This window comes from Phenylobacterium sp. SCN 70-31 (genome assembly GCF_001724605.1).
GTDB lineage: Bacteria > Pseudomonadota > Alphaproteobacteria > Caulobacterales > Caulobacteraceae > Phenylobacterium.
In genome coordinates, this window is record NZ_MEEX01000021.1 from 1 (window position 1) to 25223 (window position 25223).

Below are 25223 nucleotides of genomic sequence, written 5' to 3' on the forward strand. Positions count from 1 at the left end.
CCGAACCCGATCCTCCGTCCGACCGCGGGGCCTGGCCCCTGGACGACCAGGGCCGCCCCCGAACCCCCTGGGCCAACTCCAGCTGACCGCGCCGGCGCGCCTTAAACTCTGTCCACGGATACACACCGATCCACTCGGAGGGCGTCGACGCCCCCCTATCCGTGCGTCTCCGTACGGCTTCGTGGACCGCGCGAAGCGCGCCGATCCCGCCGTCTTCAAACCACGGAAAACACAGAAGACACGGAAGGCGCCCGGCGCCCCAAGGCCGCGAAGCGGCGCCCCTGCATGCCGAGAACCGCGGAACCGGGGAACCGCGGAAGCCCGCGGAGAGACGCGGAAGGCGAAGCTGCGCTTTCCGCGCCCTTCCGCGTTTTTCGCGGTCCCATGACCGAGCCTCCGCTCCCGCGGAGGCTCAGGACACGCCAGGCCCCTTGCGGGCCCCTTCCGTGTTTTCCGTGTCTTCCGTGGTTCCAAACAGACTCAGAGACCGACAGGCCCCAGGCGTCGCCCGTCCAGGGGCGCGCAAAAGCATCATCTTCGAGGTCAATTCGTCTCCAGGCGACCGCACCGCGTTGACTTGACAGGTGTCCGACGTATGTTCCGCCCGCGTGGCGAATTCCGTCCGCGCCGCCGCGACCCGCCCTGCCCGGCTTCCGGAAGGGCCTCGCACCCATCGTTAGCGAATGACCGAATTTTCAGAACTGGGCCTCTCGCCCGCGACCCTGAGCGCCGTCGCCGAGACGGGCTACACCACGGCCACACCGATCCAGGCCGCCGCCATCCCCTTCGCGCTGCACGGCCGCGACGTCCTGGGCATCGCCCAGACGGGCACGGGCAAGACCGCCGCCTTCACCCTGCCGCTGATCGACCGCCTGGCCGCCGGCCGCGCACGGGCGCGGATGCCCCGCGCCCTGGTGATCGCGCCCACCCGCGAACTGGCCGATCAGGTGGCCGCCAGCTTCGAGAAGTACGCCAAGCACACGAAGCTTTCGTGGGCGCTGCTGATCGGCGGCGTCTCGTTCAGCGACCAGGAGCTGAAGCTGGACCGCGGCGTCGACGTCCTGATCGCCACGCCCGGCCGCCTGCTGGACCATTTCGAGCGCGGTAAGCTGCTGCTCACCGGCGTCCAGATCATGGTGGTCGACGAGGCCGACCGCATGCTCGACATGGGCTTCATCCCCGACATCGAGCGCATCTTCAAGCTGACGCCGCCCAAGCGGCAGACCCTGTTCTTCTCGGCGACCATGCCGCCCGAGATCACGCGGCTGACCAAGCAGTTCCTGAAGGACCCCGAGCGGATCGAGGCCTCGCGGCCGGCGACCACCGCCGACACCATCGCCCAGCACCTGGCCCGCATCCCCAGCAGCGATCCCAAGGCCAAGCGCACCGCGCTCCGCGCCCTCATCGAGCGCTCGGACGTCAACAACGGCATCGTGTTCTGCAACCGCAAGTCCGAGGTCGATGTCGTCGCCAAGTCGTTGAAGACCCACGGGTTTGACGCCGCGCCCATCCATGGCGACCTCGACCAGTCCACGCGGATGCGGACGCTGGAATCGTTCCGCAAGGGCGAACTGAAGCTGCTGGTCGCCTCGGACGTGGCGGCCCGCGGCCTGGACATTCCGGCGGTCAGCCACGTCTTCAACTTCGACGTGCCGCACCACGCCGACGACTATGTCCACCGCATCGGCCGGACCGGCCGCGCCGGGCGCACCGGCGAGGCCTTCATGATTGTCACGCCGGCCGACGCGAAGAACCTCGACAAGGTGCTGAAGCTGATCGGCAAGACGCCCGACGAGGTCACCTTCGACATCGACTTCTCGACCATCAAGGACACGCCCCGGCCCGGCCGCGACCGCGACCGCAAGGGTGGCCGTGACCGCGGCGGCCGCGATCGGGACCGGAGCCCGCGCCGCGGTCGCGAATCCCGGTCGGCCGACGACGCCCCGCCGCCCGAAGCCGTCGCCGAGGCGCCCGCTGCGGAGACCTCCGAGGCTCCGGCCCGGCCCCGGCGCGAGCGTGCGCCCCGGGCGGAGACACGGCCGGAACGCGAGGCCCGCCCCGAACGCGAAGCCCGTCCCGAACGCGAAGCCCGTCCCGAGCGCGAGCCGCGCGGCGAGCGCCCTGGCCGGCGGGACCGCGAGGACGACGATCGCGTGGTGGGCTTCGGCGGCGATACGCCCGCCTTCCTGCTGCGCGCCGCGCCGCGATCCACGAACGATTAATCGGCGCCTTTAACACGTTCTTTGGGCTCGGCCCCCTAGCGTCGGGGCCATGTCCAGGGACCTTGATTCCATCCTTCGCAGCCCGAAGGCGTACGAGTGGGCGCGCATGGCCATCGACGCCATGGAACAGAACCGTGTCTGGCCCACGGCGCTGAACTTCGAACTCTGGATGCACTACGTCGCCTCGAAGGACAGCGACGTCGCGACCGAGATCGGCGCTCTGCTCAAGTCGGGCGAGCCCTTCACCGAACAGGCCGGCGAGGAGATCGCCGAGAAGCACCTGCCCAGCGCCAAGCTGTCGGGCGAAATCCTGAACGCCGGCAAGAACCTGACCGAGGAACTGGAGAACGTCAGCCGGGCCCTGGAATCGGCGCGCGAGAGCAGCGAGGCCTACGGCCAGCAACTGGCCAGCGCCAGCAAGTCGCTGGAGCACGACGAGGACGCCGAGGCCGTGCGGGCCATGGTCGACAACCTGACCGCCGCGACGGCCCGCGTCCGCGACGAGAACAAGTCCCTGGAATCGCAGCTCGCCGAGACCAACGACGAACTCGGGCGCCTCAAGGAACATCTGGAGATGGCCCGCCGCGAGGCCATGACCGACGGCCTGACCCTGCTGGCCAACCGCAAGGCCTTCGACGAGACGCTGGACGCCGCCGTGAACGGGGCGACGCCGGGCGAGTCGCTGTGCCTGGCGATCGTCGACATCGACCACTTCAAGACCTTCAACGACACCTGGGGGCACCAGACCGGCGACCAGGTGATCCGCTACGTGGCCGCCGTCATGGCCCGCATCGCCCAGCCCGCCGCCCGCTTCGCCGCCCGCTACGGCGGCGAGGAGTTCGCGGTGATCTTCCCCGGCGAAGGCCGCGACGCCGCCCTGGGCGCGCTCGAAAGCGCACGCGAGGAGATCTCGTCGCGCACCCTGAAGCGCCGTTCCACCAACGAGGACCTGGGCGCCATCACCATTTCCATCGGGATCGCCGAGCGGCTTCCCGGCGAAACCTCCCCCGCCCTCATCGAACGGGCGGACGGCGCGCTCTACGCCTCCAAGCGCGGCGGGCGCAACCGCACCTCGATCGCAGAGCCCGGCGCCGCCAGCCGCGCCGCCTAGTTGTCCTTGGCTGACGCCGGGGTATCTGGCCTTCATTCGCCCGGAAGCCAGACATCACGGAGGACGCCATGGACGGCTCCCAAGCTCCCACCAAGGTCAAGACATCGCTCGAAGACGGCGTGGGCGTCATCACCCTCAACGACCCCGGCACACTGAACGCCGCGGGCCTGGAGCTGATGGGCGAACTGACGGCGGCCTTCGAGGACTTCGCCTACGGCGACAAGGCGCGCGCCATCATCATCACCGGCGAAGGCCGCGGGTTCTGTTCGGGCGCGAACCTCTCGGGCGGCGGCGGGACGGGACGCGGAAGCCCGGCGGGCAAGGCGAACAGCTCGCTGATCGGCACCTTCAACCCCTTCGTCTCGGCGGTGCGCAAGTCCCCCAAGCCGCTGGTCGCGGCGGTGAACGGCGTGACGGCCGGCGTCGGCGTCTCGATCGCGCTCGCCGCCGACCTCGCGGTGGCGGCCGAGAGCGCCTACTTCCTCCTGGCCTTCCGTCGCATCGGGCTGGTGCCGGACGGCGGCGCGACGTGGATGCTGCCCAGGCTCGTGGGCAAGGCCCGGGCGATGGAGCTCATGCTGCTGGGCGAGAAGCTGCCGGCGAAGACCGCGGCGGAATGGGGCCTGATCAACAGGTGCGTGCCCGACGCCGAACTGAAGGACGCGGCGATGCAGTACGCCCGCGCCCTGGCCGACGGTCCCGCCTCCCTGGGCCTGACCCGCAACCTGGTGTGGGACGCGCTGGATTCCAGCTTCGTCGAACAGCTCGAGGCCGAAGCCTACGGCCAGGGCGCCGCCCAGCTCACCGCCGACGCGGCCGAGGGGGTCGCAGCCTTCGTGCAGAAGCGCCCGGCGAAGTTCACCGGCCGCTGATCACGCCTTCCATATCGGGATGGAGCCTCCGGAACCCCGTTCCGGAGGCTTCGTCGTTCAGAACGCGGGAACCTCAGAGGCCGCGGGTCTTCTTCAGCTTCTCGAGCTCTTCCTCGATGAGCCGGTCCCGCATGCCTTCGCCGTTCAGATAGACCGAGGCGGCATGGGCGGCGAGCCCGATGCCCCAGCCCAGCATGGGCCAGTAGAACCACCAGTGGCCCGGCGCCGTCAGCAGGTTGATCGCGAACAGGCCGGCGTTGACCACGACGTAAGCCAGCAGGTGGCTTCGGAACGCCAGCTTCATGTCGGCGCGGCGTATGGCCAGTCGGCGCAGTTCGACGTCGTCGGTCATGTCGGGTTCCGAGTTGCTGACCACAGGATAAGCCCCGTTCGCGGCCTCAGTCGAGTTTCACCGGTGTAATGGTCACACTCTCTCCGCAGCCGCAGGCGTCGGTCTCGTTCGGGTTTCGGAACACGAACTTGGCCGAGAGCTTGGTCACCTCGTAGTCGATTTCGGTCCCGATCAGGAACAGCACCGCCTTGGGGTCCACCAGGATGGTGACTCCCTTGTCCTCGACCACCTCGTCCAGAGGATTGGCCGCCTCGGCGTACTCCAGGACGTACTCCTGGCCGGCGCACCCGCCGTTCTTCACGCCCACGCGGAGGCCGACGTAGGGCGCCTCAGCTCCATCCTGCCTGGGGCGGCTCATGATCTCGCGTACGCGCTCGGCGGCGGTGTCGCTGAGCGTGACCACCTTGGGCCGGGGCCGCCGGACACGGGGTTGAGGCTGGGGGGTGAGGTCGAGGTTGTCCATCAGGTCATGCCGGTCAGAACATGTTCAGGGCGAGCTTGGCCTCGTCGCTCATGCGCGAGGGGTCCCAGGGCGGATCGAAGACGAGATCGACCTTCACCGAGCGGACGTCGGGAATCTCCTTCACGGCGTCCTCCACCCAGCCCGGCATCTCGCCGGCCACCGGGCAGCCGGGCGCCGTCAGGGTCATGTCTATGGCCACGTCCTTGTCGTCCGAGACATCCACCCGGTAGACAAGGCCCAGTTCGTAGATATCGACCGGGATTTCCGGGTCGTAGACGGTCTTCAGCTTCTCGATCAGCAGATCGGTCAGCCGGTCGAGCTCCGCCTGGCTGAGGGGCGGCGTGGCGGTCGGCTCTATCGCGGTCGCGTCGTCCATCGGGTCACTTCACTCAGGCGAAGAAGGCTTGCGTCTTGGTCAAGGCGTCGACGAAGGCGTCGGCCTCCTCCTCGGTGTTATATAGGGCGAATGAGGCCCGGGCGCTCGACGTCACGCCGAAACGCCGCATCAGGGGCTCGGCGCAGTGGGTCCCGGCGCGCACGGCGACGCCATAGCGGTCGAGGATCTGGGCCACGTCGTGGGCGTGGGCGCCGTCGATCGTGAACGACAGGATGGCCCCCTTCCCCGGCGCATCGCCGATCACCCTCAGCCAGTTGAATCCGGCCAACCGCTCGCGGACGCGATCGTAAAGGCCATGCTCGTGAGCGGCGATGGCCAGCCGGTCCTGGCCCGACAGCCAGTCGATCGCCGCGCCCAGGCCGATGGCCTCCAGGATCGGCGGGGTGCCGGCCTCGAAGCGGTGCGGCGGGTCGGCGTACGTGATCTCATCCCGGCTCACGACGCCGATCATCTCGCCCCCGCCCTGGTAGGGCGGAAGCTCGGTCAGCCGTTCGGCCTTGCCGTAGAGCACACCGATCCCGGTCGGGCCGTACAGCTTGTGGGCGGAGAAGACGTAGAAGTCGGCGTCGATGTCCTTCACGTCCACCGGCTTGTGGACGACGGCCTGGCAGCCGTCGAACAGGACCAGCGCGCCCGCCTCGTGCGCCATCCGCGCCAGCGCCTTGGCGTCGTTGATGGTGCCCAGCACGTTCGACATGTGGCTGAGCGCCACTACCTTCGTCCGCGGTCCCAGAAGACCCTGGAACGCCCCCAGGTCCAGCCGGCCATCGTCCGTCACGGGGACCCACTTGAGGACCACGCCCTTGCGCTCGCGCAGGAAGTGCCAGGGGACGATGTTGGCGTGGTGCTCCATATCGGAGATCACGATCTCGTCGCCGGGATGCAGGCTGGCGCCCAGGCCCTGGGCGACCAGGTTCACCGCCTCGGTGCCGCCCTTGGTGAAGACGATCTCGTCCACATCTGCGTTGATGAAGGCCGCCACCTTGCGTCGCGCCGCCTCGTAGGCGTCGGTGGTCTCGTTGGCGAGGGTGTGCAGGCCGCGATGCACGTTGGCGTAGGAGTGCTCCATCGCCCGCGTCATGGCCTCGATCACCTGCCTCGGTTTCTGGGCCGATGCGGCGCTGTCCAGATAGACCAGCGGCTTGTCGTGGACCCGGCGCGACAGGATCGGGAAGTCGGCGCGGGCGGCCTGGACGTCGAACGCCATGTCAGCCCCCCAGCCTTTCGGAGACCCAGGCGCGGACGATCTCGCGGGCGGGCTCGTGCCCGATCCGGTCCACGACCTCGCCGATGAAGGCTTCGGTCAGCAGCGCGCGGGCCTGCGGCTCGGGAACGCCGCGCTGGCGGGCATAGAACAGGGCGTCCTCGTCCAGGGCGCCCACAGTGTTTCCGTGCGCGCAGGCGACGTCGTCGGCATAGATCTCCAGCTCGGGCTTGGCGTCGACCTCGGCGCGGTCCGAGAGGATCAGGGCGTGGTGGCCCATGCGCGCGTCGGTGCGGTCGGCGCCCTCGGCCACCACGATCCGGCCCTGGAAGACGGCGCGCGCCTGGTCGCGCACCACACCCTTCGCGAGTTGATCGGTCGCGCCGTCGACGCCGGCGTGGGTGACGACGCTTGTCAGGTCGGCATGGCGCTTGCCGTCGAGGATGTAGACTCCGTCCAGGCGCAGGCCGGCGTGGCCCCCAGGATGCGCCACCCGGACTTCGATCCGCTGGCGGCGCGCGCCGGACGTCGCCACGGTCTGGGCGAAGGCCGCACCGGGTGAGAGTTCGACCTCGGCCTGGCTGACCGTCACCCCCTCGGCGCCGTCCGAAACCAGCACCACGCGCTCGAGGGTCGCGTCCTTGCCGAGGCTGAACAGCAGGCCGGCCTGGGCCAGATAGCCGCCGGCGTCGCCCTCATAGGACTCCAGAAGGGTCAGCCGACCGCCCGCCTCCACCTCGACCGACACCCGCGCGGCGTGCGCGCCGTCGCCCCTGGAGACGTGGCGCAGGACGACCACCTTCGCCTCCCCCGGCTCGACGCCGATGTGGACCGCGCCAAGGCCGTTCACGATCACCACCCGCTCGTCCGTCAGCGCGTCGAACGGCCCCGCGCCGACCACGGCCGGATCGACCTCGGCCGACGGCGGCGGGACCTGACGGATCAGGCCGCGCAAATCGGTCCAGCGCCAGTCCTCGTCGCGCTTGCCGGGCAGGCGGGCGGCGTCGCGCTCGCGTATGGCCTCGGCGACGCTCAAGCGGCCCTCGCGTACTTGTCGTAGCCGTCGCGCTCCAGTTCCAGCGCCAACTCGGGTCCGCCCGAGGCGACGATGCGGCCGGCGGAGAGCACATGGACGCGGTCGGGCCGAATGTAGTCCAGCAGGCGCTGATAGTGGGTGATCACCAGCATGGCCCGGTCGGGGCCGCGCAGCGCGTTCACCCCGTCGGCCACGATGCGCAGGGCGTCGATGTCGAGGCCGGAGTCCGTCTCGTCCAGGATCAGGAATCGCGGCGAAAGCATCGCCATCTGAAGGATTTCCATCCGCTTCTTCTCACCGCCGGAGAATCCGACGTTGAGCGCGCGCTTCAGCATGTCGAAGTCGATCTTCAGCTCGGCGGCCTTGGCGCGGGCCAGCTTCAGGAACTCGGGCGCGGTGATCTCGGGCTCGCCCCGCGCCTTGCGCTGGGCGTTCAGGGCCGTGCGGATGAAGGTGAGCGCCGGCACGCCGGGAATCTCCAGCGGGTACTGGAACGAGAGAAACACCCCCTTGGCCGCCCGCTCGTTGGGCTCCAGGACCAGCAGGTCCTCGCCGTCCAGCGTCGCCGATCCCGCCGTCACATCGTAGCCCTGGCGCCCGGTCAGGACGTAGCTCAGGGTGGATTTGCCCGCCCCGTTCGGCCCCATGATCGCATGCACCTCGCCCGCGGGCACGTCGAGGGAGAGCCCCTTGAGGATCTCCTTGCCGTCGATCTCGGCGCGCAGGTCTTTTACAGACAGCATTGATAAATCTCGATCATTCGTTGCACGGCGATCAGATCTCGACCGCCTTCTTGTCCTCGATACGCTCGACCACACGCACGTCGGCGCCGACGCCGTGGGCGAACGCGTAGGTCTCACCCGCCGCGTCCAGGTAGCATTCCAGGTCGAACAGGCCCCGTTCGGGGTCCAGCAGGGTGATGGCCGTCGCCCGCGTTCCGGCGGGGATCTCGTCGGGCGGCGCGTCGCAATTGCCGGGCGCGGTCGCCTTCAACGCGCGCACCAGCACGACGCCGTCCCATTCGCGCAGCATCTGGCCCTCGGCGTCCGTCGCCGTGCGCTCGCCCTCGTTGACCGGCCGTTCCGTCACCCCACGCTCCCTTCGAGGCTGATGGCCACCAGCTTCTGCGCCTCCACGGCGAATTCCATCGGCAGCTCCTGCAGCACGTCTTTCACGAACCCGTTGACCAGCAGTTGCACCGCCTCCTCCTCGGAGAGGCCACGTTGCATCGCATAGAAGAGCTGGTCCTCTGAGAGCCGCGTGGTGGTGGCCTCGTGTTCGAAGACGGACTGGCCGTTGCGGGCCTCGATATAGGGCACGGTGTGCGCCGCGCAGGTCTTGCCGATCAGCAGACTGTCGCACTGGGTGAAGTTGCGCGCGCCCCGGGCCTTCGGATGCGCCGAGACAAGCCCGCGATAGGTGTTGGTGCTCTTGCCCGCGCTGATGCCCTTGGAAATGATCCGCGAGCGGGTGTTCGGACCCAGGTGGATCATCTTGGTGCCGGTGTCGGCCTGCTGGCGGCCGTTGGTGATGGCGATCGAGTAGAACTCGCCCGAACTGCCCTCGCCCCTCAGCACGCACGAGGGGTACTTCCAGGTGATGGCCGAGCCGGTCTCCACCTGGGTCCACGACACCTTGGAGCGGTCGCCGCGGCAGTCGGCGCGCTTGGTGACGAAGTTGTAGATGCCGCCCTTTCCGGTCTCGGGGTCGCCCGGGTACCAGTTCTGAACAGTGGAGTACTTGATCTCGGCGTCGTCGAGGGCGACCAGTTCCACCACAGCGGCGTGAAGCTGGTTCTCGTCCCGCATCGGGGCCGTGCAGCCCTCCAGGTACGAGACGTAGGCGCCCTGGTCGGCGATGATGAGGGTGCGCTCGAACTGGCCCGAATTCTCGGCGTTGATCCGGAAATAGGTCGACAGCTCCATCGGGCAGCGCACGCCCGGCGGCACGTACACGAAGCTGCCGTCCGAGAAGACCGCGCTGTTCAGGCAGGCGAAGTAGTTGTCGCTCACCGGCACCACCGAACCCAGGTGCTTGCGGACCAGTTCGGGGTGCTCGCGGATCGCCTCGCTCATCGAGCAGAAGATGACGCCGGCCTGGGCCAGTTCCTTCTTGAACGTGGTGACCACGCTGACGCTGTCGAACACGGCGTCGACGGCGTACTTCGGCGCGCCTTCCACGCCGGCCAGAACCTCCTGCTCGCGCAGCGGGATGCCCAGCTTCTTGTAGGTCTCCAGCAGGTCGGGATCGACCTCGTCCAGGCTCTTTGGCCCCGCCTTCGCCTTGGGCGCGGCGTAGTAGTAGGCGTCCTGATAGTCGATGCGCGGGAAGCTGATCTTGGCCCAGTCGGGCTCGTCCATCGCCAGCCAGCGTTCGAAGGCGTCGAGCCGCCAGGCCAGCATCCACTCGGGCTCGTCCTTCTTGGCCGAGATGAAGCGCACGATGTCGGCGTTCAGGCCCTTGGGCGCGAACTCCTGGTCGATGTCGGTGACGAAGCCGTGCTTGTACTTCTCCAGGCTCCGGACGTGATCGACGGTCTGTTTGACGGCGGCCATCAGGCGATTTCCTTTCGGCGCACGGCATGACGCGCGCGGGCTTCCAGCCACGCGTCGGCGAAGCGGCGCCAGTCTTCTTCGGTGGTGTCCCAGCCGCCCGAGACGCGGATGGCGCAGGATGCGAGGTCGGCGCGGCCCATGGCCGCGACCACGGGACTGGCCTTCACCTTGCCCGATGAACAGGCCGAACCCGCGCTGACCATGACCCCGGCCAGGTCGAGCGCCATCACCTGACGCTCGGCGTCCCAGCCGGACAGGGCGACACAGAGCGTATTGGGCAGGCGCGGAACGGCCTCGCCCAGCACCACCGCGCCGGCGGCCTTCAGTCGTGCGGCCGCGGAGTCCCGCCAGCCCGGATCGCCGAGGCCGCCCGCCACGCGCGCCGCCGCGCCGAAGCCCGCGATGCCCGGCAGGTTCTCGGTCCCGGCCCGACGCCCCCGCTCCTGCCCGCCGCCATGCTGGATGCGGACGAGGCCGGCCCGCGGGCCGAAGGTGAGCGCGCCCACGCCCATCGGGCCGCCGACCTTGTGGGCCGAGACCGAAAGCGTGTCGGCGCCCAGGCCCCGGCTGTCCACGGGGATCTTGCCCGCCGCCTGGATGGCGTCGACATGCAGCCAGCCGTCCGCCTCGCGCACGAGCGCGGCGGCCTCGGCGACGGGCTGGATCACCCCGGTCTCGTTGTTGGCCAGCATCAGGGCGACGAAGGGGCGACCGTCGGAAGGGTTCCAGGCCGCCAACCGGGCGCGGAGCCACGCCAGGTCGGCCACGCCGTCCGAGTCGACCGGCAGGTCCTCGACGGCGGGCGCGAAGGCGCGGGCGGCCTCGCGGACGCTGTCATGCTCGATCGCCGAGACGATCAGCCGGCGGCTGCCGGCGGCCACGGCGCTCTGGATCGCCAGGGCGTTGGCCTCGGTGCCGCCCCCGGTGAAGACGACCGTCGAGGCCGGCGCGGCGATCAGGGCGGCCACATCGACGCGCGCCTGCTCCATCCGCGCCCGCGCCGCGCGACCGGCGGCGTGCACCGACGACGGATTGCCCACCGTCCCCAGCGCCTGGGCCACGGCGGCGGCGGCCTCGGGCCGGACCCGCGTGGTGGCGTTATGGTCCAGGTAGACGCTCATGCGGCGCGGCGCAGCTTTCCGCCCACCACATCGGCCAGGCTGACCGAGGCGAGATAGCTTTCGATGTGCTCGCCCAGGTCTTCCCACAGGTCGTGGGTCAGGCAGCGTTCGCCGCGCATCATGCACCCCTTGGCCAGACCGTGGCAGCGGGTGGCGCGAAGCGGTTCGTCGACGGCGTGGACGATCTCGGCGATGGTGGTGGTCTCGGCCGTCCGGGCCAGGCGGTAGCCGCCGCCGGGGCCGCGGGCGCTCTTGACCAGGCCCTTGCGGCGCAGCCGGGCGAAGAGCTGCTCCAGGTACGACAACGAGATCTCCTGGCGCGCGGCGATGTCGGCCAGGGCCACGGCGCGGGCCGCCTCGTGCTCGCGCTGTGCGAGGTCGGCCATGGCCATCACGGCGTAGCGGCCTTTCGTCGAGAGTCGCATCGTCGGGCGCCCATTGCAGTTTTCGCGCGCATCCGGCGGCGCCTATGTTATTAGCCGCGCCTCGCTCGGGAGGGTCGCGCCGGATGGCTGCGACTTAGGAAGACCGAGTGTGGCAGTCAAGTATTCCACGTCGAATGACGACAGTCGGAAGAGGGTTCGAATGCCAGAAGTGGTTCTGACCGGCGCCGCCGGGCGGATCGAAGGCCGTTATACCCAGGGCAAGAGCGAGACCGCGCCTGTCGCCCTGATCCTGCATCCCCATCCCAAGGCCGGCGGCCAGATGAACAATCCGGTGGCGGTGCAGCTGTTCCACCTGTTCATGAAGCGCGGCTTCTCGGTGCTGCGGTTCAATTTCCGCGGGGTCGGCCGCTCGCAGGGCGAGTTCGACGGCGGCATCGGCGAGCTCGCCGATGCGGCGACGGCGCTGGACTGGCTCCAGTCCACCAACCCGGCGGCGTCGCAGTGCTGGGTGGCCGGCTATTCGTTCGGCGCGTGGGTGGGCATGCAGCTCCTGATGCGCCGTCCCGAGACCGACGGCTTCATCTCGGTGAGCCCGCCGACCAACGCCTACGACTTCAGCTTCCTGGCCCCCTGCCCGGCCTCGGGCCTGATCCTGCACGGCCAGAACGACACCGTGGTGCCGCCGATCGACGTGGAGCGCGTGGTGTCCAAGCTGCGCACCCAGAAGGGCATCGTCATCGACTACGACGTGGTCGAGGGCGCCAGCCACTTCTGGATGGAGAACCTGCCCGACGTCGAAGGCCGCGTCGGCGCCTACCTCGACAAGCGCCTGGCCGCCAACCCGGCCTGACCGTGGCGACCGCGCCGGAGGACGCCATCCGGGCGCGGCGGAAGCTGACCAACAGGCTGATCGCCCAGCACGCGGCCGAACGGCTGCGGCCGTTCTTCGTGCGCGATGTGAACGTCATCGTCGGGGACGGAAGCCTGATCGTGGGCGCCGACGCGGTGATCGAGGCGTTCGCGGCGCAGTTCGGCGAACCAGGCTTCGTCACCTTCGTGCGTGAGACCGAGACGGTGGAGCCGGACGCGGCAGGCGAGCGGGCGGCCGAGTCGGGGCGCTGGACGGGCGTGTGGCGCGACCGCGAGATGCGCGGCGCCTATCTGGCCGTCTGGCGCAAGGTCACCGGCCAGTGGGCGATCGAGAGCGAGACGTTCGTCACGTTGGCCTAGACGCCCCGCCGACGCGAGCGATCCAGGGCCTTCATCACCGAAGCCGCGAAGGCGGCCGAGGCGCGCGCGGCGTCGAGATCGGGCGCATGCGCGCCCACCTCGACGCCGGCCGGCGTGGTCAATCGCCAGGACCAGACCTCGCCTGTGGGGCGCAGGGCGAGGCGGAAGCCGTCTGGGGTGGGGCGTTGCGGCCGGTCCATGACGCGACCGTGACCGGGCGGCGTGCAGGCCGTGCGCCGCCACGTGTCCAGATTCGGTGCAGGCCGCTCAGTCGGCCCGCGGCAGGGTCATCCGGAACAACGCGCCGCCGCCCTCCCCGCCGTCGTCGAGGTCGAGGCTGGCGTGGCTGGCGGCCAGCAGCGAGCGGGCGATGGGCAGGCCCAGGCCCGTGCCGCCCGTCGCCCGCCGGCTGGTGAAGAAGGGTTCGAAGAGGCGCTCGCGGTCGGCCAGCGGGACGCCGGGACCATCGTCCGCCACGGTGATCTCGACAGCGCCATCCACGGGGGTCGCCGTGACCGTCGCATGACGGGCGCCAGCCTGGCGCGCGTTCTGGAGCAGGATCGTGAGGACGCTCTCCAGCGTGGCGGCCGGCACGGCCACGAAGGGCAGGTCGGGCGGGATGTCGGCCGCCACGGCGAAGCCGGAACGGCTCTGGCCGTCGACGGCGCGGCGCACCGGCTCGGCGAGGCCCGTCGCGACGCCGGCTTCGGGCGACGCCATGTCGGCCCGGGCAAGGTCCAGCAGGCGGGTGACGAGCTGGGACAGCCGTTCGGCGTCGCCGGCGATGTTGTCGAGGAACCGCCGCCGTTCGTCGGGCGACATGGTCTCGAAATGGTCCTGCAGCAGCTCGACCGCGCCGGTGATGCCGGCCAGCGGCGTCTTGAACTCGTGGCTGACGGCGGCGGCGAAGTCGCGCAGGTACCCGCTACGCCGCTCGATCCGCGCGGCCATGGCGCGGAAGTCGGCGTAAAGCTCGCGGATCTCCACGGCGGATGTCCGCGGCGTGCGCGGCACCGCGCCGCCGCCTTCGGCCACGCGGCGGGAGGCGGCGCTCAGCGTCTCGATGGGCCGGGTGACCCCACGCGAGATGAGGCCGGCCATCAGAAAGACGACGCCCAGGATCACCACCGCCGCCAGGGCGAACTTGCCCCGATCTTCGTAGAGCCCCCGGAACAGCGCGCGGGGCGAGCGCGAGAGCAGGACGACGCCCTTGACCTGTCCTTCCACCAGGATCGGCCGGGCGTGGTGCAGGCGGATGCCCGAGGCCTTGCTCAGCCATTCGAAGCGGTAGCGCGGGCGATAGTCGCCGTTCACGCGGAGCACGGTGCGGGGGCGACCGGCCAGGGCGGCGGCCACCTCGGGGAGGCCGGAGTAGTCTTCGCCGTCCCGGTCCACGCCGCGGGCGTCGAGAACCACGGCCGAAGCCAGCGTGGTGCGGGTGGTGCGCTCGATCACCGGGTCGATGGCGGCCATGACGCCGGCCGCCTCGCTCGCGGCCGGGCGTGTGGCGGCGGGCAGCTCCGGGCGCTCGGGCAGGACCGGATCGCGGCTGAGGTCGATGGTGGTCCCCTCGGGCCGGAAGTAGCTCTCGGGCGGGTCCTCGGGCCTCGGCGGGGATGGCGGCGCGCCCGGCCAGCTCGTCGCCGCCAGCGCCGTCAGGGCGGCCCCCTGGGCCACCAGTTCGGCCTCGGTCTGGCGGACCAGGGTGTTCTCGTAGACCCGCAGCGCGATGGCCCCGATCGCCGGCATCGCGGCGGCGAAGACCAGCACGGCGAACAGGATCGTCCGCAGCCGCAGCTTGGGCCAGAACGGCGCGACGAGGTCCTTGAGCCGCTCGATCACGCCCGGGTCGCGGCGTCCTGGCCCGGCTGAACGCCGAGGCAAGGTCCCAGGCGATAGCCGACACCGGCGCGGGTCTCGACCACGTCGTGCCCGCCGACCGCCGCGAACTTGCCTCGCAGGTTGCGTACGTGGCTGTCGATGGTGCGGTCGGTGATGGCGAAACCCGGGCCGTGCAGGCGGTCGATGATCTGGTCGCGGGTGAAGACGCGGGCGGGCGCGGAGAGAAGGATCTTGAGGATGCCGAACTCGGTGACGGTCAAGCCGACCTCGGCGCCATCCCAGCGGGCGGTCCAGCCTTCCCCGTCCAGCGACAGACGCCCCCGGGCCAGCATGTCGGCGGCCCCGGCGGTCGGCGGCGTGCGGGCGCGGCGCAGGATCGCCTGGACGCGGGCCACCACCTCGCGCGGGCTGAACGGCTTGGTCACATAGTCGTCGCCGCCCAGTTCGATGCCGAGGATGCGGTCGATCTCGTCGTCGCGGGACGACAGGAACAGGATCGGCAGGTCGCCCTGGGCCCGCAGGCGGCGGCAGACGTCGAGGCCGTCCATGCGCGGCATGTTGATGTCGAGCACCACGAGGTCGGGCGCCTGCTCGGCCACGGCGGCCAGCGCAGCCTCGCCGTCCTCGGCCTCGCGAGCGGCCAGTCCGGCCTTCTCCAGGGCGAAGGCGAGGAGCTGTCGGATGTGGGGGTCGTCATCGACGACGAGGACCTGCGGCATGGCGGCAGTGTCGCGCGATCCACCCCGACGTCAACGGAAGGGACCGCGCGCTTGTCGTGCAGAAGCGGTGCAGCCCGCCTCAGGGCGTCAGTTCAAGCCCCTTCAGCGAGCCTTCGGCGCGCCAGTCCTCCAGCACCTTGGCGAAGGCCACGGGGCCCGCGCCGTACGAGCTGTTGCGCTTGGCCATTACCTCGGGCTTGCCCTCGTTGTTGTAGTAGCCGGGCGTGCACTCCTTGAGGAAGTTCTCGCGCAGCAGGGCCAGCTTCTCGATGGTCGAGATCCAGGCCTCCTCGGCCGCCTGAGAGGCCTCGACGGTGCGCGCCTGCCGGTCCATCGCGTGCTTCACGATGTAGGCGATGTGCTTCGACTGCTCGTTCAGCATGTGCGGGAAATTGGCCGAGAAGCCCGACTGGACGTTCGAGACCACGAAGCAGTTGGGGAAGCCCCGGACGTGGAAGCCGTGGAGGCTGGCGGCGCCGTCCTTCCACTTCTCGGTCAGCGTGATCCCGTCCCGCCCGTAGAGTTGGTAGCCCGAGCGGCGGGTGTAGTCGGTGCCCACCTCGAAGCCGGTGGCGTAGATCAGGCAATCGACCTCGTAGGCCTTGCCGTCGACGACGATGGCGTTTTCGGTGATCCGCTCGACACCCCGCCCGGCGGTGTCGATCAGATGGACGTTCGGCCGGTTGAAGGTGGCCAGATACTCGTCGTGGAAGCACGGCCGCTTGCAGAACTGGTTGTACCAGGGCTTCAGCGCCTCGGCCGTGGCCTTGTCCTCGACGACGCTGTCCACGCGGGCGCGGACCTGCTCCATCTTCTTGAAGTCGGCGAGTTGCATGAGTTGGGCCGGATCACCAACCGCCTCGCCCGCCTCGGCCTTCTTGCGGGCCAGGAGCAGGATGTTGCCGATGATGTCGGTCCAGCCGTCGTTGACCAGGTCCTTGTCGGCGAAGCCGCCCGAGACCAGGACGTTGAAGTTGTCCATCCGCTCCTGTTGCCAACCCGGCTCCAGGCTGGACGCCCACTCGGGATCGGTGGGGCGGTTGGCGCGGACGTCGATGGACGAGGGCGTACGCTGGAAGACGTAGAGTTCCTTCGCCCATTCCCCCAGGTGCGGGACGCACTGAACGGCCGTGGCGCCGGTGCCGATGATGGCCACGCGCTTGTCCTTCAGCCCCGTGAGGCCGCCGTTGGAATCGCCGCCGGTGTAGCCGTAGTCCCAGCGGCTGGTGTGGAAGCTGTGGCCCTGGAAGCCTTCGACGCCCGGGATGCCGGGCAGCTTGGGCCGGTGCAGCGGGCCGTTGGCCATGACCACGAAGCGCGCGCGCATGGCGTCGCCCCGGTTGGTGGAGATGATCCAGCGCGCCGCGTCCTCGTCCCAGCGCAACTCGCTGACCTCGGTCTGGAAGCAGACGTTGTCGTAGAGGCCGAACTTTTCGCCGATGGCGCGGCTGTGCTTCAGGATCTCGGGCGCGCGGGAATACTTCTCGACCGGCAGGTAGCCCACCTCCTCCAGCAGCGGCAGGTAGATGTAGCTCTCGATGTCGCAGGCGGCGCCGGGGTAGCGGTTCCAGTACCAGGTGCCGCCGAAGTCGCCGCCCTTCTCGATGATGCGCACGTCGGTGACGCCGGCCTCCTTAAGGCGGGCCGCCGCCAACAAGCCGCCGAAGCCGCCGCCGATCACCACCACCTCGACGTCGTCGGTCAGCGGCGCACGCTCGAACGGCTCGACATAGGGGTCCTCGAGGTAGTGGGCGAACCGGCCGGCGATCTCGACGTACTGTTCGTTGCCGTCGGCGCGCACGCGGCGGTCGCGTTCGGCGCGATACTTCGCGAGCAGCGCATCGGGGTCGAAGCCCAGATCGTCGGCGCCCGAAACCTCCGGCTTGTCGTCGGCCATGACGTCCTCCCGCATTGGTTATCGGCGTTCAGCGTGCCGAACGATGGGAAGACCGGCAAGTGTGACGTCGGGGCGCCCTCGGCCCGCGGCCTCAGACCGGCTGGACCTCGACCACCTTGTAGGTCAGCGGGCGGCCGTCCTCGTCGGTCACGGTCACATATTCGCCCACCGCGAACCGGTGCTGGCCCAGGCGGTGGACCGGCTCGTCGTCGGCGGAATCGCTGTCGTCGTAGTCGAAGAACCAGCGCTGGCCCCGCCGCGCCAACCGCCCGTCCGCCGGCGGCTCGTCGGGGGCGAAGCGGCGCACCGTGCAGGCGTCGCGCGCCTTGGCGTAGGCGGCCTCGTCCAGATGGCCGTCGTCGGTCAGCGGCGCGGTCAGGGAATAACCGCGATGGTCGTCGCCGCCCGCGAATTCGGTGCCGGGATTGCGTGCGAGGCGCATCACGATGCGGGACAGGGACATGGCAACAACCTCCGGAAGTTCAGACTGGCGTGTCAGTGGGACAGGAACAGGGACGGACCATCGGACCCCAACAGCGTCCGGGTCGTGCCGCCGAAGATGAACTCCTGCAGCCGCGGATGGCCGAAGGCGCCGGCCACCAGGATGTCGGCGCCGACATCGGCGGCGGCATGCAGGATCGCCGGCGCGGCGTCTCCGGCGTCGGTGAGCAGCCTGACCTCGGCGGCCACGCCGCGGGCGGCGTAATAGCCCTTGAGCCGCTCGGGATCGAAGGTGCGCGAGCTGGCCTTGGGCGCGCCCACGATCACCACGCGCGACGCCTTCTCCAGGATCGGCGTCGCCAGGCGCGCCGCCCGGCTCGCCTCCTTGCCGCCGTCCCAGGCCACGACCGCCACACCGCCCACCTTGAGGCCCGGCCGGGCGACCAGCACCGGCCGCTGTTCGTCGGCCACCATCTGCTGGAAGGCCTCGGCCAGGGGGCCACGCCCCCGCGCCGGGTCCGACGCGAAGACCACCACGTCCGACAGCCGGCTCTCCGCAGACAGGCCGGCCCACACCGGCGTCGCCAGGGCGATGAACCGGGCCTTGGCGTAACCGACGCCCTCGGCCGCCCTGCGCGCGTTCGCCTCGCCCGCGGCCGTGGCTTCCTTCAGCGACTCCAGCGCGGTGGTCTGCACCCCGCCCAGGAACCCCTCGCCCATCCAGGGCATGACGTCGGCGACGTCCGCCGGCGTATAGACACACGCCAGCTCGGCGCCGAACGGTTCGGCGATCGTCTTCGCCGCCGCCACGGCGGCCGCGTCCCCCTGTCCGCCCGACAGCGGCGCCATGATGCGGGCCCAACTCATGCGCACATCCTCATCTCGCCCATCCTCGCGCCATCTTCGCCGACGACGCGCGACCCCGGATTGATCTTTGTCAGTCCCTGGGCCAGTTGACCAATGCGACACTGAAAGGAATGTGCGGGTGAGAAAAGGGCTGCGTCGCACAAAAGAGACGCCCCGGGCCTGGCAACGGATGCTGTCGGGCCGCCGGCTGGACCTGCTCGACCCCTCCCCGATGGATATCGAGATCGAGGACATCGCCCACGGCCTGGCCCGCGTCGCGCGGTGGAACGGCCAGACGGTGGGCGACCACGCCTTCTCGGTCGCCCAGCATTCGGTCGTGGTGGAGGAGATCGTCGCCCACATCCAGCCCGACATCGAGCCCCGCTGGCGCCTCGCCGCCCTGCTGCACGATGCGTCCGAGTATGTGATCGGCGACATGATCAGCCCGTTCAAGGCCGCCCTGGGCGTCGACTACAAGCTGTTCGAGGAGCGGCTCGAGACCGCCATCCATGTCCGCTTCGGCCTGCCGGCGAAGACACCGGCGGCGATCAAGGCGCTGATCAAGCGTGCGGACCGCGCGTGCGCCTATTTCGAGGCCGTCCAGCTCGCGGGCTTCAACCCCGCCGAAAGCCTCGACTTCTTCGGCGCTCCGCCCGAGGGCTACGCCCTGAGGATCGATCCTCAGGCGCCCGGCGAGGCCCAGGCCCACTACCTGCGCCGGTTCGAGGTGCTGTCCGAGGCGGCCGGCTACAGCCCCCACGCCCAGGCGTTCGACACCGAATGAGCACCGCCCTCGTCATCGGGCTGTCGGCGGTGGTCGTGGCCATCAAGGACGGCGAGGCCGTGGCCCTCACCGTCCGGCACAAAGGCGCAGGCAGTCTCTCGGGCTTGCCTTTCGGCCCCTTCGATCCCGACGGCCGCCGGACGTTCGAACTGGCCCTGCGCGCCTTCGTGACCGAGCAGACGCGGTTCGACCTCGGCTATGTCGAACAGCTCTACACCTTCGGGGACCGGGGGCGCGACGCGCCGCTGGCCAACCTCGGCGACGGCGACGGGGCGGCGCGGGTGATCTCGGTGGGCTACCTGGCCCTCGCCCCCGCCGCGGTCGACACCCACTTCGCCGGCAGCGAGTGGCGGCCGTGGTCCCGCATTTTCCCCTGGGAGGACTGGCGCGGCGGCCGCCCCCCGGCGCTGGAGGCCATCGGCCCGGCCCTGCGCGCGTGGGCCGGCAACGACGCCCAGAAGCTGGCGCGGGCGCGCCTGGTGTTCGCCCTGGACGGCGCGCCCTGGAACGAGGAACGCGTCCTCGAACGCTACGAACTGCTCTACGAGGCGGGCCTCGCGCCCGAGGCCGCCCGCGACCGCGGCGAAGCCTCCCCCGCACGCTCCGAGGCCCTGGTCGCGGCCGTGGGCGAGGCCATGATCTCGGACCACAGGCGCATCCTGGCCACCGCCCTGGGCCGGCTGCGCGGCAAGCTGAAGTACCGGCCCGTGGTGTTCGAACTGATGCCCGACGCCTTCACCCTCTCGGCGCTGCAACGGACCGTCGAAGCCATCGCCGGGGTCCCGCTGCACAAGCAGAACTTCCGCCGCGCGCTGGAACGCGCCGAACTGGTGGAAGGCCTGGGGCGGGTCGACGCCGACACCGGCGGCCGCCCCGCCGAGCTGTTCCGCTTCCGACGCGAGGTCCTGGGCGCCCGGCCCGTCGGCGGCCTCAGCCTGCCGCTGCTGCGGGACTGACCCCGCCGCAAGACAGGGCCCTACCGCGCCACGCCGAAATCCGGATCGGCCGTCGGCGCCTCCGCCGGGCCCGCCGCTCGCGCCTTGATGGCCGCGCTGGTCTCGCGGCTGCCGTCGTGGCTCCAGCCGGGTGGCCCGAAGATGTAGCCCAGCGCGTGGCGAGGATGGCGGAGCGCGTCCGTCGCCATCGCGATCCACTCGTGGAACGCCACCCGCAGGATGTTGAAGGTGGCCAGGTTCTTGACGATGCCGTAACGGCACGGCTCGGCGTCCAGCTCGGGCTGGAAGGTGCCGAACAGCTTGTCCCAGACGATCAGGATGCCCGCGTAGTTGCGGTCCAGGTAGATCGGGTTGCGGGCATGATGCACCCGGTGATGCGACGGGGTGTTGAACACCGCCTCGAACCAACGCGGCAGGCGGCCGATCGCCTCGGTGTGGATCCAGTACTGGTAGACGAGACTGATCCCCTTCTGGATGGCGATCATCGCCGGCGGGAAGCCGAAGAACGCCAGGGGGAGCCAGAGGAGCCAGGTTCCCGCCACGCCGCCGGTCCAGGTCTGCCGCAGCGCGGTGGAGAGGTTGTAGTGCTGGCTGCTGTGGTGGTTGACGTGCGCCGCCCACCAGAACCGCCGCTCGTGGCTGAGCCTGTGGAACCAGTAGTAGGTGAGATCCTCCAGCAGGAAGATGGCCACCCAGGCCCACACCGCCGTCATGGGAATCGTGAACAGGCGGTGCTCGTAAACCCAGACCGTCGCCGCGAAGACAAGGCCGGCTGTGACGAGCCCCGCCAGCGTGGAGCCGAGGCCCATGCCGAGCGAGATGGCCGTGTCCTTGACCTCGTAGTTGGCCCTGGCCCTGCCCAGGCGCGCGAGAAGGACCTCGAGGATGATGGTGAGGATGAAGAACGGCGTGGCGAGGGCGACCGGATCGAAATCGGTCTTCATCACGCCGCCAGGTCCTTGGTCAGGTTCTCGGGGGGCCAGGACGGGAGGCGGATGGTCGCCGCCGGCGCGGCGATGTCGTCCAAGTTCACATGGAGCCGGCCGTTGCGGAACGTGGCCGAAACCGCCTGGGGCCAGGGAATCTGCCGCGCGGCGAAGCCATCGCCCACCCGGCAGAGGACCAGAGCCATGCCCCCCGACTTCGCCAGGGCGCCCGCGCCGTCCGATGCGGTCCAGATCGCGTCGATGGATCGGGTGGGGAATTCCTCGGCGAGGAGGGCCAGCGCCTTGTGGTCGTCCAGCGGCCGGACCGGCTTGGCGATCTTGGCCCAGGCGACGATCGCGACGAGCGCGCCCACCGCCGCCGCCGAAAGGGCGAACTGAATGAAGAACGCCTCGTCCAAGGCCGCGCCTCCCCTGGTCCCGTTCCGGGCAGGGTGAGCGCAGGGCGTATCCCGGTCAAGGAAAAGGCCATGCGGTCGCCCGCATGGCCCTTCCCTCTCGGTCTATGCCGGACGGATCAGAACTTCCGGGAATAGCCCACGGTCCAGACGTTGGCGTCCGGGGCGCTCTTGCCGGTCTCGTAGCGGGTGTAGTCCACCCGCACGCCGTTCACGCCGTCGAAGTGGTGCTGGGCGCCCACGCCGAAGTTGAACGAGTCCTCGGAATCCGAGGCCGAAAGGCCGGCGGCCTTCACGCGGAACTTGCTCGTACCATAGCCGACGCGCGCGATCAGGTCGGTGTTCGCGCCGACCGGCGCGAAGCCCACGAGATAGGCGGCCGCCGAATGCTTGAGCCTGGTGGTGACGTCGACGCCGGCGATGCGATCGGTGTCGCTCTTGATGCCCGCGCCCAGTTCGCCTTCGACGCCGACCCAGTTGTTGAACCGGTAGCCGAGGCGCGCCTGAACGGCCTTCACGTCCACCTGCTTGGCGTCGACGATCCCGAGGTTCAGATTGCCGTAGACACCGGTGTTGGCGACATCCTGAGCCTGCGAGGCGGCGGGGACGGCGGCGGCGATCGCGGCCAGCGAGGCCACGCTGATGAGAGCTTTTTTCATTTTTGGGGGAGAACTCCATACTCGTCCTGGACAGCCCGCCCAGTCCCAATCGGGATCGCCTTCAAACGCGGCGACGCGCGGCCGGTTCTATGGCGAAGCTGTGGCCGACGGAGTCTGTGACTTTCATGCAACACCCGAACGACCGGGGCGCGTGACCGCCACGCGGACCGTGCTATGCAGTCCCGCTTTCGTGCGCCGAGGAAACCATGACAGACGCGGTCATCGCCGCCACCGGGCTCTACACCCCGCCCAACAGCCTCTCGAACGCCGAGTTGGTCGAGACCTTCAACGCCTATGTCGAGCGGTTCAACGCCGCGCACGCCGACGCCATCGCCGCGGGCGAGGTCCAGGCGCTGGCGCCCTCCTCCGTCGAGTTCATCGAGAAGGCCTCGGGCATCAAGTCGCGGTTCGTGATCGACAAGACCGGGCTGGTCGATCCCGAGCGCATGGCCCCCAACATCGCCGAGCGCGGCGACGACCAGCTCTCGATCCTGGCCGAGATCGCCGTCGAGGCGGCCCGGCAGGCGATCGCCCGCTGGGGTAAGGACGCCTCGCGGATCGACGCGGTGATCTGCGCCGCCTCGAACATGCAGCGCGCCTACCCCGCCATGGCGATCGAGGTGCAGCAGGCCCTGGGAATCGACGGCTTCGCCTTCGACATGAACGTCGCCTGCTCGTCGGCCACCTTCGGCATCAAGACGGCGGCCGACTTCATCGCCTCCGGCTCGGCGCGGGCGGTGCTGATGGTCAATCCGGAGATCTGCTCCGGACACCTCAACTTCCGGGATCGCGACAGCCACTTCATCTTCGGCGACGTGGCCACTGCGGTGATCGTGGAGCGGGCGGACGACGCGTCCGGCGGGTGGGAGATCCTGGGGACCCGCCTGAAGACCCGTTTCTCGAACAACATCCGCAATAACTTCGGCTTCCTCAACCGCTGCGCGCCCGAAGGGGAAGGCCAGAGCGACAAGCTCTTCGTCCAGGAGGGCCGCAAGGTCTTCCGCGAGGTGGTGCCGATGGTCTCGGAGATGATCGTAGACCACGCCAACGAACTGGGGCTCGATCCCACCAGCCTGAAGCGCATGTGGCTGCACCAGGCCAACATCAACATGAACGAGCTGATCGGGAAGCGCGTGCTGGGCCGGGAGCCCACACCGCAGGAGAACGTCATCATCCTGGACGAGTACGCCAACACCTCGTCGGCCGGCTCGATCATCGCCTTCCACAAGGCCAACGACGACTTCCTGCCGGGCGACACCGGCCTCATCTGCTCGTTCGGCGCCGGCTATTCGGCAGGTACGGTGTTCGTCCGGAAGCGGTGACGCCCTACCCGTCCAGTTGCCGCCAGGCGGAGGGCGCGTTATGTGTAAGATACTCTGAAGAGATACACATCATGCGCACGAACATCGTCATCGACGACGACCTCATGGCCGAAGCGCAGCGGGCGACGGGCCTGTCGACCAAGCGCGAGACTGTCGACCTTGCGCTTCGCACCCTGCTCGGGCTGAGACGACAGGCGGAAGTCCGCGACTTCAGGGGCAAGCTGGCCTGGAGCGGCGACCTTGAGGCCATGAGGACCGACGATTGACGTTGGTCGATTCCAGCGTCTGGATCGACTATTTCCGGGGCGTGGGGACTCCTCAGTCTGATCGGCTCGACGCCCTCCTCGGGAACGAGCCGCTCGTGATCGGCGACCTGATATTGACGGAGGTTCTGCAAGGCTTCGTTCAGGATACGGCGTTCGAACAGGCCCAGCGGCTCCTGTCGGCCTTCGAATTGATGTCGATCGGCGGGCCAGACGTTGCCCTGCAGGCGGCGCGGAACTATCGGATACTGCGGGCGCGCGGGATCACGGTCCGCAAGACCATCGATACGCTCATCGCCACCCGCTGCATCGAGGCCGGCCTGACGCTGCTCTACAGCGACCGGGATTTCGATCCGTTCGTCCAATACCTCGGACTGGCCTCGGCGATGGCCGAATAGCCGGTCCGCAGCGTCAGCGGTGTGTTCTTGCGCCAGCCGAGGTCCTACGCTCCCGCTCAGTCGCCGAGAGGCGCTGCAACGGGAGGCCTTCAGTCATGGATTTCCGCAAGTACGTCGCCGAGGCGATCGGGACCGCCTGGCTCACATTCGGAGGGTGCGGAGCGGCCGTGATCGCCGCCGGGTTCCCGGACGTCGGCATCGGGCTGCTGGGCGTGTCCCTGGCCTTCGGCCTCACCGTGGTGACCATGGCCTACGCCATCGGCCACATCTCGGGCTGCCACCTCAACCCCGCCGTGACCGTCGGCCTGTTCGCCGGCGGGCGGTTCCCGGCCGGGCAGATCGCTCCCTACATCGTCAGTCAGGTGCTGGGGGCGATCGCCGGCGCCGGCGTGCTGTACGCCATCGCCTCGGGCGCGCCGGGCTTCGACGTGGCGGCGGGCTTCGCCTCCAACGGCTACGGCGAACACTCGCCGGGCGGCTACAGCCTGACCTCGGCGCTGATCGCCGAGGTGGTCCTGACCGCGGTCTTCCTTTTCGTGATCATGGGCGCCACCCACGGCAAGGCGCCCGCCGGATTCGCCCCGCTGGCCATCGGCCTAGCCCTCACGCTGATCCACCTGATCTCGATCCCGGTCACCAACACCTCGGTGAACCCGGCGCGCAGCACCGGCCCCGCCCTGTTCGTGGGCGGCTGGGCGCTGTCCCAGCTCTGGCTGTTCTGGGTGGCGCCGCTGATCGGGGGCGCCCTGGGCGGTGTCGTCTACCGCTGGATCGGTCCGAACCGCGAGACGCCCTGATCGACGGG

30 protein-coding genes are annotated in these 25223 nt (G+C 69.6%); 11 read left to right on the top strand and 19 right to left on the bottom strand.

The window, feature by feature from the left end; all coding sequences use genetic code 11:
- Window positions 1–683: 683 nt before the first annotated feature.
- The 3 genes from ABS78_RS15400 (at window position 684) to ABS78_RS15410 (ending at window position 4205) form a co-directional block, all read left to right on the top strand.
- Window positions 684–2222 (top strand): DEAD/DEAH box helicase, encoded by a 1539-nt coding sequence (locus tag ABS78_RS15400; protein WP_293381082.1) that lies wholly within the window; start codon window positions 684–686, stop codon window positions 2220–2222.
- Window positions 2223–2328: 106 nt separating this feature from the next.
- A complete protein-coding gene (locus ABS78_RS15405) occupies window positions 2329–3333 on the top strand; it encodes a GGDEF domain-containing protein (protein WP_293381085.1) in 1005 nt (334 codons plus the stop codon).
- Between the two features lie 68 nt (window positions 3334–3401).
- Entirely contained in the window at window positions 3402–4205 is an 804-nt protein-coding gene (locus ABS78_RS15410; protein ID WP_293381088.1) for an enoyl-CoA hydratase/isomerase, read from the top strand.
- A gap of 73 nt (window positions 4206–4278) precedes the next feature.
- Here ABS78_RS15410 and ABS78_RS15415 read toward each other — a convergent pair whose 3' ends face one another.
- The 10 genes from ABS78_RS15415 to ABS78_RS15460 are packed head-to-tail and all read right to left on the bottom strand — an operon-like array spanning window position 4279 to window position 11758.
- Entirely contained in the window at window positions 4279–4557 is a 279-nt protein-coding gene (locus ABS78_RS15415; protein ID WP_293381091.1) for a 2TM domain-containing protein, read from the bottom strand.
- A gap of 46 nt (window positions 4558–4603) precedes the next feature.
- Entirely contained in the window at window positions 4604–5020 is a 417-nt protein-coding gene (locus ABS78_RS15420; protein ID WP_293381094.1) for an iron-sulfur cluster assembly accessory protein, read from the bottom strand.
- Between the two features lie 13 nt (window positions 5021–5033).
- Window positions 5034–5396, bottom strand: coding sequence for an SUF system Fe-S cluster assembly protein (locus ABS78_RS15425; protein ID WP_293381097.1), 363 nt, complete (start codon window positions 5394–5396; stop codon window positions 5034–5036).
- A gap of 13 nt (window positions 5397–5409) precedes the next feature.
- Window positions 5410–6624: a cysteine desulfurase gene (locus tag ABS78_RS15430; protein ID WP_293381100.1), complete on the bottom strand. Its 1215-nt coding sequence runs from the start codon at window positions 6622–6624 to the stop codon at window positions 5410–5412.
- A gap of 1 nt (window position 6625) precedes the next feature.
- Window positions 6626–7657 carry a Fe-S cluster assembly protein SufD gene (gene sufD / locus ABS78_RS15435; RefSeq protein ID WP_293381103.1) on the bottom strand — a complete coding sequence of 344 codons (1032 nt, stop codon included), beginning with the start codon at window positions 7655–7657 and terminating at the stop codon, window positions 6626–6628.
- The gene (sufC, locus tag ABS78_RS15440) at window positions 7654–8400 is read right to left on the bottom strand and encodes a Fe-S cluster assembly ATPase SufC (protein ID WP_293381106.1); all 747 of its coding nucleotides are present in this window, start codon (window positions 8398–8400) and stop codon (window positions 7654–7656) included. Before sufC ends, sufD begins: the two co-directional genes overlap by 4 nt.
- Before the next feature lie 31 nt (window positions 8401–8431).
- Complete coding sequence (locus ABS78_RS15445; RefSeq protein WP_293381109.1) at window positions 8432–8746, bottom strand: hypothetical protein; 315 nt, start codon at window positions 8744–8746, stop codon at window positions 8432–8434.
- Window positions 8743–10212 carry a Fe-S cluster assembly protein SufB gene (sufB, locus tag ABS78_RS15450; RefSeq protein WP_293381112.1) on the bottom strand — a complete coding sequence of 490 codons (1470 nt, stop codon included), beginning with the start codon at window positions 10210–10212 and terminating at the stop codon, window positions 8743–8745. Before sufB ends, ABS78_RS15445 begins: the two co-directional genes overlap by 4 nt.
- Window positions 10212–11333, bottom strand: a complete 1122-nt coding sequence (locus ABS78_RS15455; RefSeq protein WP_293381115.1) for a cysteine desulfurase family protein — start codon at window positions 11331–11333, stop codon at window positions 10212–10214. The genes sufB and ABS78_RS15455 overlap by 1 nt, the downstream gene beginning before the upstream one ends.
- A complete protein-coding gene (locus tag ABS78_RS15460; RefSeq protein WP_293381118.1) occupies window positions 11330–11758 on the bottom strand; it encodes an Rrf2 family transcriptional regulator in 429 nt (142 codons plus the stop codon). Before ABS78_RS15460 ends, ABS78_RS15455 begins: the two co-directional genes overlap by 4 nt.
- A gap of 160 nt (window positions 11759–11918) precedes the next feature.
- Between ABS78_RS15460 and ABS78_RS15465 the strand changes: the two genes are divergently transcribed.
- Together ABS78_RS15465 and ABS78_RS15470 are read left to right on the top strand one after the other, a co-directional pair.
- Window positions 11919–12569, top strand: coding sequence for an alpha/beta hydrolase (locus ABS78_RS15465; protein ID WP_293381121.1), 651 nt, complete (start codon window positions 11919–11921; stop codon window positions 12567–12569).
- 2 nt (window positions 12570–12571) lie between these two features.
- Window positions 12572–12949 (top strand): DUF4440 domain-containing protein, encoded by a 378-nt coding sequence (locus ABS78_RS15470; RefSeq protein WP_293381124.1) that lies wholly within the window; start codon window positions 12572–12574, stop codon window positions 12947–12949.
- On the opposite strand, the gene ABS78_RS15475 is transcribed toward ABS78_RS15470, so the two are convergent.
- The 6 genes from ABS78_RS15475 to ABS78_RS15500 form a co-directional block, all read right to left on the bottom strand.
- Window positions 12946–13149 carry a hypothetical protein gene (locus ABS78_RS15475; RefSeq protein WP_293381127.1) on the bottom strand — a complete coding sequence of 68 codons (204 nt, stop codon included), beginning with the start codon at window positions 13147–13149 and terminating at the stop codon, window positions 12946–12948. The two genes, ABS78_RS15470 and ABS78_RS15475, sit on opposite strands and share 4 nt — an antisense overlap.
- A gap of 67 nt (window positions 13150–13216) precedes the next feature.
- Window positions 13217–14791: a HAMP domain-containing sensor histidine kinase gene (locus tag ABS78_RS15480; RefSeq protein WP_293381130.1), complete on the bottom strand. Its 1575-nt coding sequence runs from the start codon at window positions 14789–14791 to the stop codon at window positions 13217–13219.
- Window positions 14788–15510 (bottom strand): response regulator transcription factor, encoded by a 723-nt coding sequence (locus tag ABS78_RS15485; protein WP_293381133.1) that lies wholly within the window; start codon window positions 15508–15510, stop codon window positions 14788–14790. Before ABS78_RS15485 ends, ABS78_RS15480 begins: the two co-directional genes overlap by 4 nt.
- Before the next feature lie 79 nt (window positions 15511–15589).
- Entirely contained in the window at window positions 15590–17407 is a 1818-nt protein-coding gene (locus tag ABS78_RS15490; protein WP_293381136.1) for an NAD(P)/FAD-dependent oxidoreductase, read from the bottom strand.
- 91 nt (window positions 17408–17498) lie between these two features.
- The gene (locus tag ABS78_RS15495; RefSeq protein ID WP_293381139.1) at window positions 17499–17870 is read right to left on the bottom strand and encodes a hypothetical protein; all 372 of its coding nucleotides are present in this window, start codon (window positions 17868–17870) and stop codon (window positions 17499–17501) included.
- Between the two features lie 32 nt (window positions 17871–17902).
- Complete coding sequence (locus ABS78_RS15500; RefSeq protein ID WP_293381142.1) at window positions 17903–18715, bottom strand: universal stress protein; 813 nt, start codon at window positions 18713–18715, stop codon at window positions 17903–17905.
- A gap of 169 nt (window positions 18716–18884) precedes the next feature.
- On the opposite strand from ABS78_RS15500, the gene ABS78_RS15505 reads away from it, so the two are divergent.
- Window positions 18885–19478, top strand: coding sequence for an HD family hydrolase (locus ABS78_RS15505; protein WP_293381338.1), 594 nt, complete (start codon window positions 18885–18887; stop codon window positions 19476–19478).
- Window positions 19475–20434, top strand: a complete 960-nt coding sequence (locus ABS78_RS15510; protein WP_293381144.1) for an NAD regulator — start codon at window positions 19475–19477, stop codon at window positions 20432–20434. Before ABS78_RS15505 ends, ABS78_RS15510 begins: the two co-directional genes overlap by 4 nt.
- Before the next feature lie 20 nt (window positions 20435–20454).
- Here the strand turns inward: ABS78_RS15510 and ABS78_RS15515 are convergent, their stop codons facing one another.
- The 3 genes from ABS78_RS15515 to ABS78_RS15525 form a co-directional block, all read right to left on the bottom strand.
- On the bottom strand, window positions 20455–21381 hold the full coding sequence (locus tag ABS78_RS15515; RefSeq protein ID WP_293381147.1) for a sterol desaturase family protein: 927 nt from the start codon (window positions 21379–21381) through the stop codon (window positions 20455–20457).
- Window positions 21378–21779, bottom strand: a complete 402-nt coding sequence (locus ABS78_RS15520) for a hypothetical protein (protein WP_293381150.1) — start codon at window positions 21777–21779, stop codon at window positions 21378–21380. The genes ABS78_RS15515 and ABS78_RS15520 overlap by 4 nt, the downstream gene beginning before the upstream one ends.
- A 116-nt stretch (window positions 21780–21895) precedes the next feature.
- Window positions 21896–22435 (bottom strand): porin family protein, encoded by a 540-nt coding sequence (locus ABS78_RS15525; protein WP_293381153.1) that lies wholly within the window; start codon window positions 22433–22435, stop codon window positions 21896–21898.
- A gap of 206 nt (window positions 22436–22641) precedes the next feature.
- Here ABS78_RS15525 and ABS78_RS15530 point away from each other — a divergent pair, with 206 nt between their 5' ends.
- From ABS78_RS15530 to aqpZ, 4 genes are all read left to right on the top strand, one after another.
- The gene (locus ABS78_RS15530) at window positions 22642–23757 is read left to right on the top strand and encodes a beta-ketoacyl-ACP synthase III (protein WP_293381156.1); all 1116 of its coding nucleotides are present in this window, start codon (window positions 22642–22644) and stop codon (window positions 23755–23757) included.
- A gap of 71 nt (window positions 23758–23828) precedes the next feature.
- Window positions 23829–24023, top strand: a complete 195-nt coding sequence (locus ABS78_RS15535) for a type II toxin-antitoxin system VapB family antitoxin (RefSeq protein WP_293381159.1) — start codon at window positions 23829–23831, stop codon at window positions 24021–24023.
- On the top strand, window positions 24020–24418 hold the full coding sequence (locus ABS78_RS15540; RefSeq protein WP_293381162.1) for a PIN domain nuclease: 399 nt from the start codon (window positions 24020–24022) through the stop codon (window positions 24416–24418). The genes ABS78_RS15535 and ABS78_RS15540 overlap by 4 nt, the downstream gene beginning before the upstream one ends.
- Window positions 24419–24513: 95 nt before the next feature.
- Complete coding sequence (gene aqpZ / locus ABS78_RS15545; RefSeq protein WP_293381165.1) at window positions 24514–25215, top strand: aquaporin Z; 702 nt, start codon at window positions 24514–24516, stop codon at window positions 25213–25215.
- Window positions 25216–25223 lie beyond the last annotated feature (8 nt).

Coding starts and splice junctions, on each gene's coding strand:
- ABS78_RS15400 (WP_293381082.1), top strand. CDS start 684: ATGACCGAATTTTCAGAACTGGGCCTCTCGCCCGCGACCCTGAGCGCC.
- ABS78_RS15405 (WP_293381085.1), top strand. CDS start 2,329: ATGGCCATCGACGCCATGGAACAGAACCGTGTCTGGCCCACGGCGCTG.
- ABS78_RS15410 (WP_293381088.1), top strand. CDS start 3,402: ATGGACGGCTCCCAAGCTCCCACCAAGGTCAAGACATCGCTCGAAGAC.
- ABS78_RS15415 (WP_293381091.1), bottom strand. CDS start 4,557: ATGACCGACGACGTCGAACTGCGCCGACTGGCCATACGCCGCGCCGAC.
- ABS78_RS15420 (WP_293381094.1), bottom strand. CDS start 5,020: ATGGACAACCTCGACCTCACCCCCCAGCCTCAACCCCGTGTCCGGCGG.
- ABS78_RS15425 (WP_293381097.1), bottom strand. CDS start 5,396: ATGGACGACGCGACCGCGATAGAGCCGACCGCCACGCCGCCCCTCAGC.
- ABS78_RS15430 (WP_293381100.1), bottom strand. CDS start 6,624: ATGGCGTTCGACGTCCAGGCCGCCCGCGCCGACTTCCCGATCCTGTCG.
- sufC (WP_293381106.1), bottom strand. CDS start 8,400: ATGCTGTCTGTAAAAGACCTGCGCGCCGAGATCGACGGCAAGGAGATC.
- sufB (WP_293381112.1), bottom strand. CDS start 10,212: ATGGCCGCCGTCAAACAGACCGTCGATCACGTCCGGAGCCTGGAGAAG.
- ABS78_RS15455 (WP_293381115.1), bottom strand. CDS start 11,333: ATGAGCGTCTACCTGGACCATAACGCCACCACGCGGGTCCGGCCCGAG.
- ABS78_RS15460 (WP_293381118.1), bottom strand. CDS start 11,758: ATGCGACTCTCGACGAAAGGCCGCTACGCCGTGATGGCCATGGCCGAC.
- ABS78_RS15465 (WP_293381121.1), top strand. CDS start 11,919: ATGCCAGAAGTGGTTCTGACCGGCGCCGCCGGGCGGATCGAAGGCCGT.
- ABS78_RS15475 (WP_293381127.1), bottom strand. CDS start 13,149: ATGGACCGGCCGCAACGCCCCACCCCAGACGGCTTCCGCCTCGCCCTG.
- ABS78_RS15485 (WP_293381133.1), bottom strand. CDS start 15,510: ATGCCGCAGGTCCTCGTCGTCGATGACGACCCCCACATCCGACAGCTC.
- ABS78_RS15490 (WP_293381136.1), bottom strand. CDS start 17,407: ATGGCCGACGACAAGCCGGAGGTTTCGGGCGCCGACGATCTGGGCTTC.
- ABS78_RS15495 (WP_293381139.1), bottom strand. CDS start 17,870: ATGTCCCTGTCCCGCATCGTGATGCGCCTCGCACGCAATCCCGGCACC.
- ABS78_RS15500 (WP_293381142.1), bottom strand. CDS start 18,715: ATGAGTTGGGCCCGCATCATGGCGCCGCTGTCGGGCGGACAGGGGGAC.
- ABS78_RS15505 (WP_293381338.1), top strand. CDS start 18,885: ATGCTGTCGGGCCGCCGGCTGGACCTGCTCGACCCCTCCCCGATGGAT.
- ABS78_RS15510 (WP_293381144.1), top strand. CDS start 19,475: ATGAGCACCGCCCTCGTCATCGGGCTGTCGGCGGTGGTCGTGGCCATC.
- ABS78_RS15525 (WP_293381153.1), bottom strand. CDS start 22,435: ATGAAAAAAGCTCTCATCAGCGTGGCCTCGCTGGCCGCGATCGCCGCC.
- ABS78_RS15530 (WP_293381156.1), top strand. CDS start 22,642: ATGACAGACGCGGTCATCGCCGCCACCGGGCTCTACACCCCGCCCAAC.
- ABS78_RS15535 (WP_293381159.1), top strand. CDS start 23,829: ATGCGCACGAACATCGTCATCGACGACGACCTCATGGCCGAAGCGCAG.
- aqpZ (WP_293381165.1), top strand. CDS start 24,514: ATGGATTTCCGCAAGTACGTCGCCGAGGCGATCGGGACCGCCTGGCTC.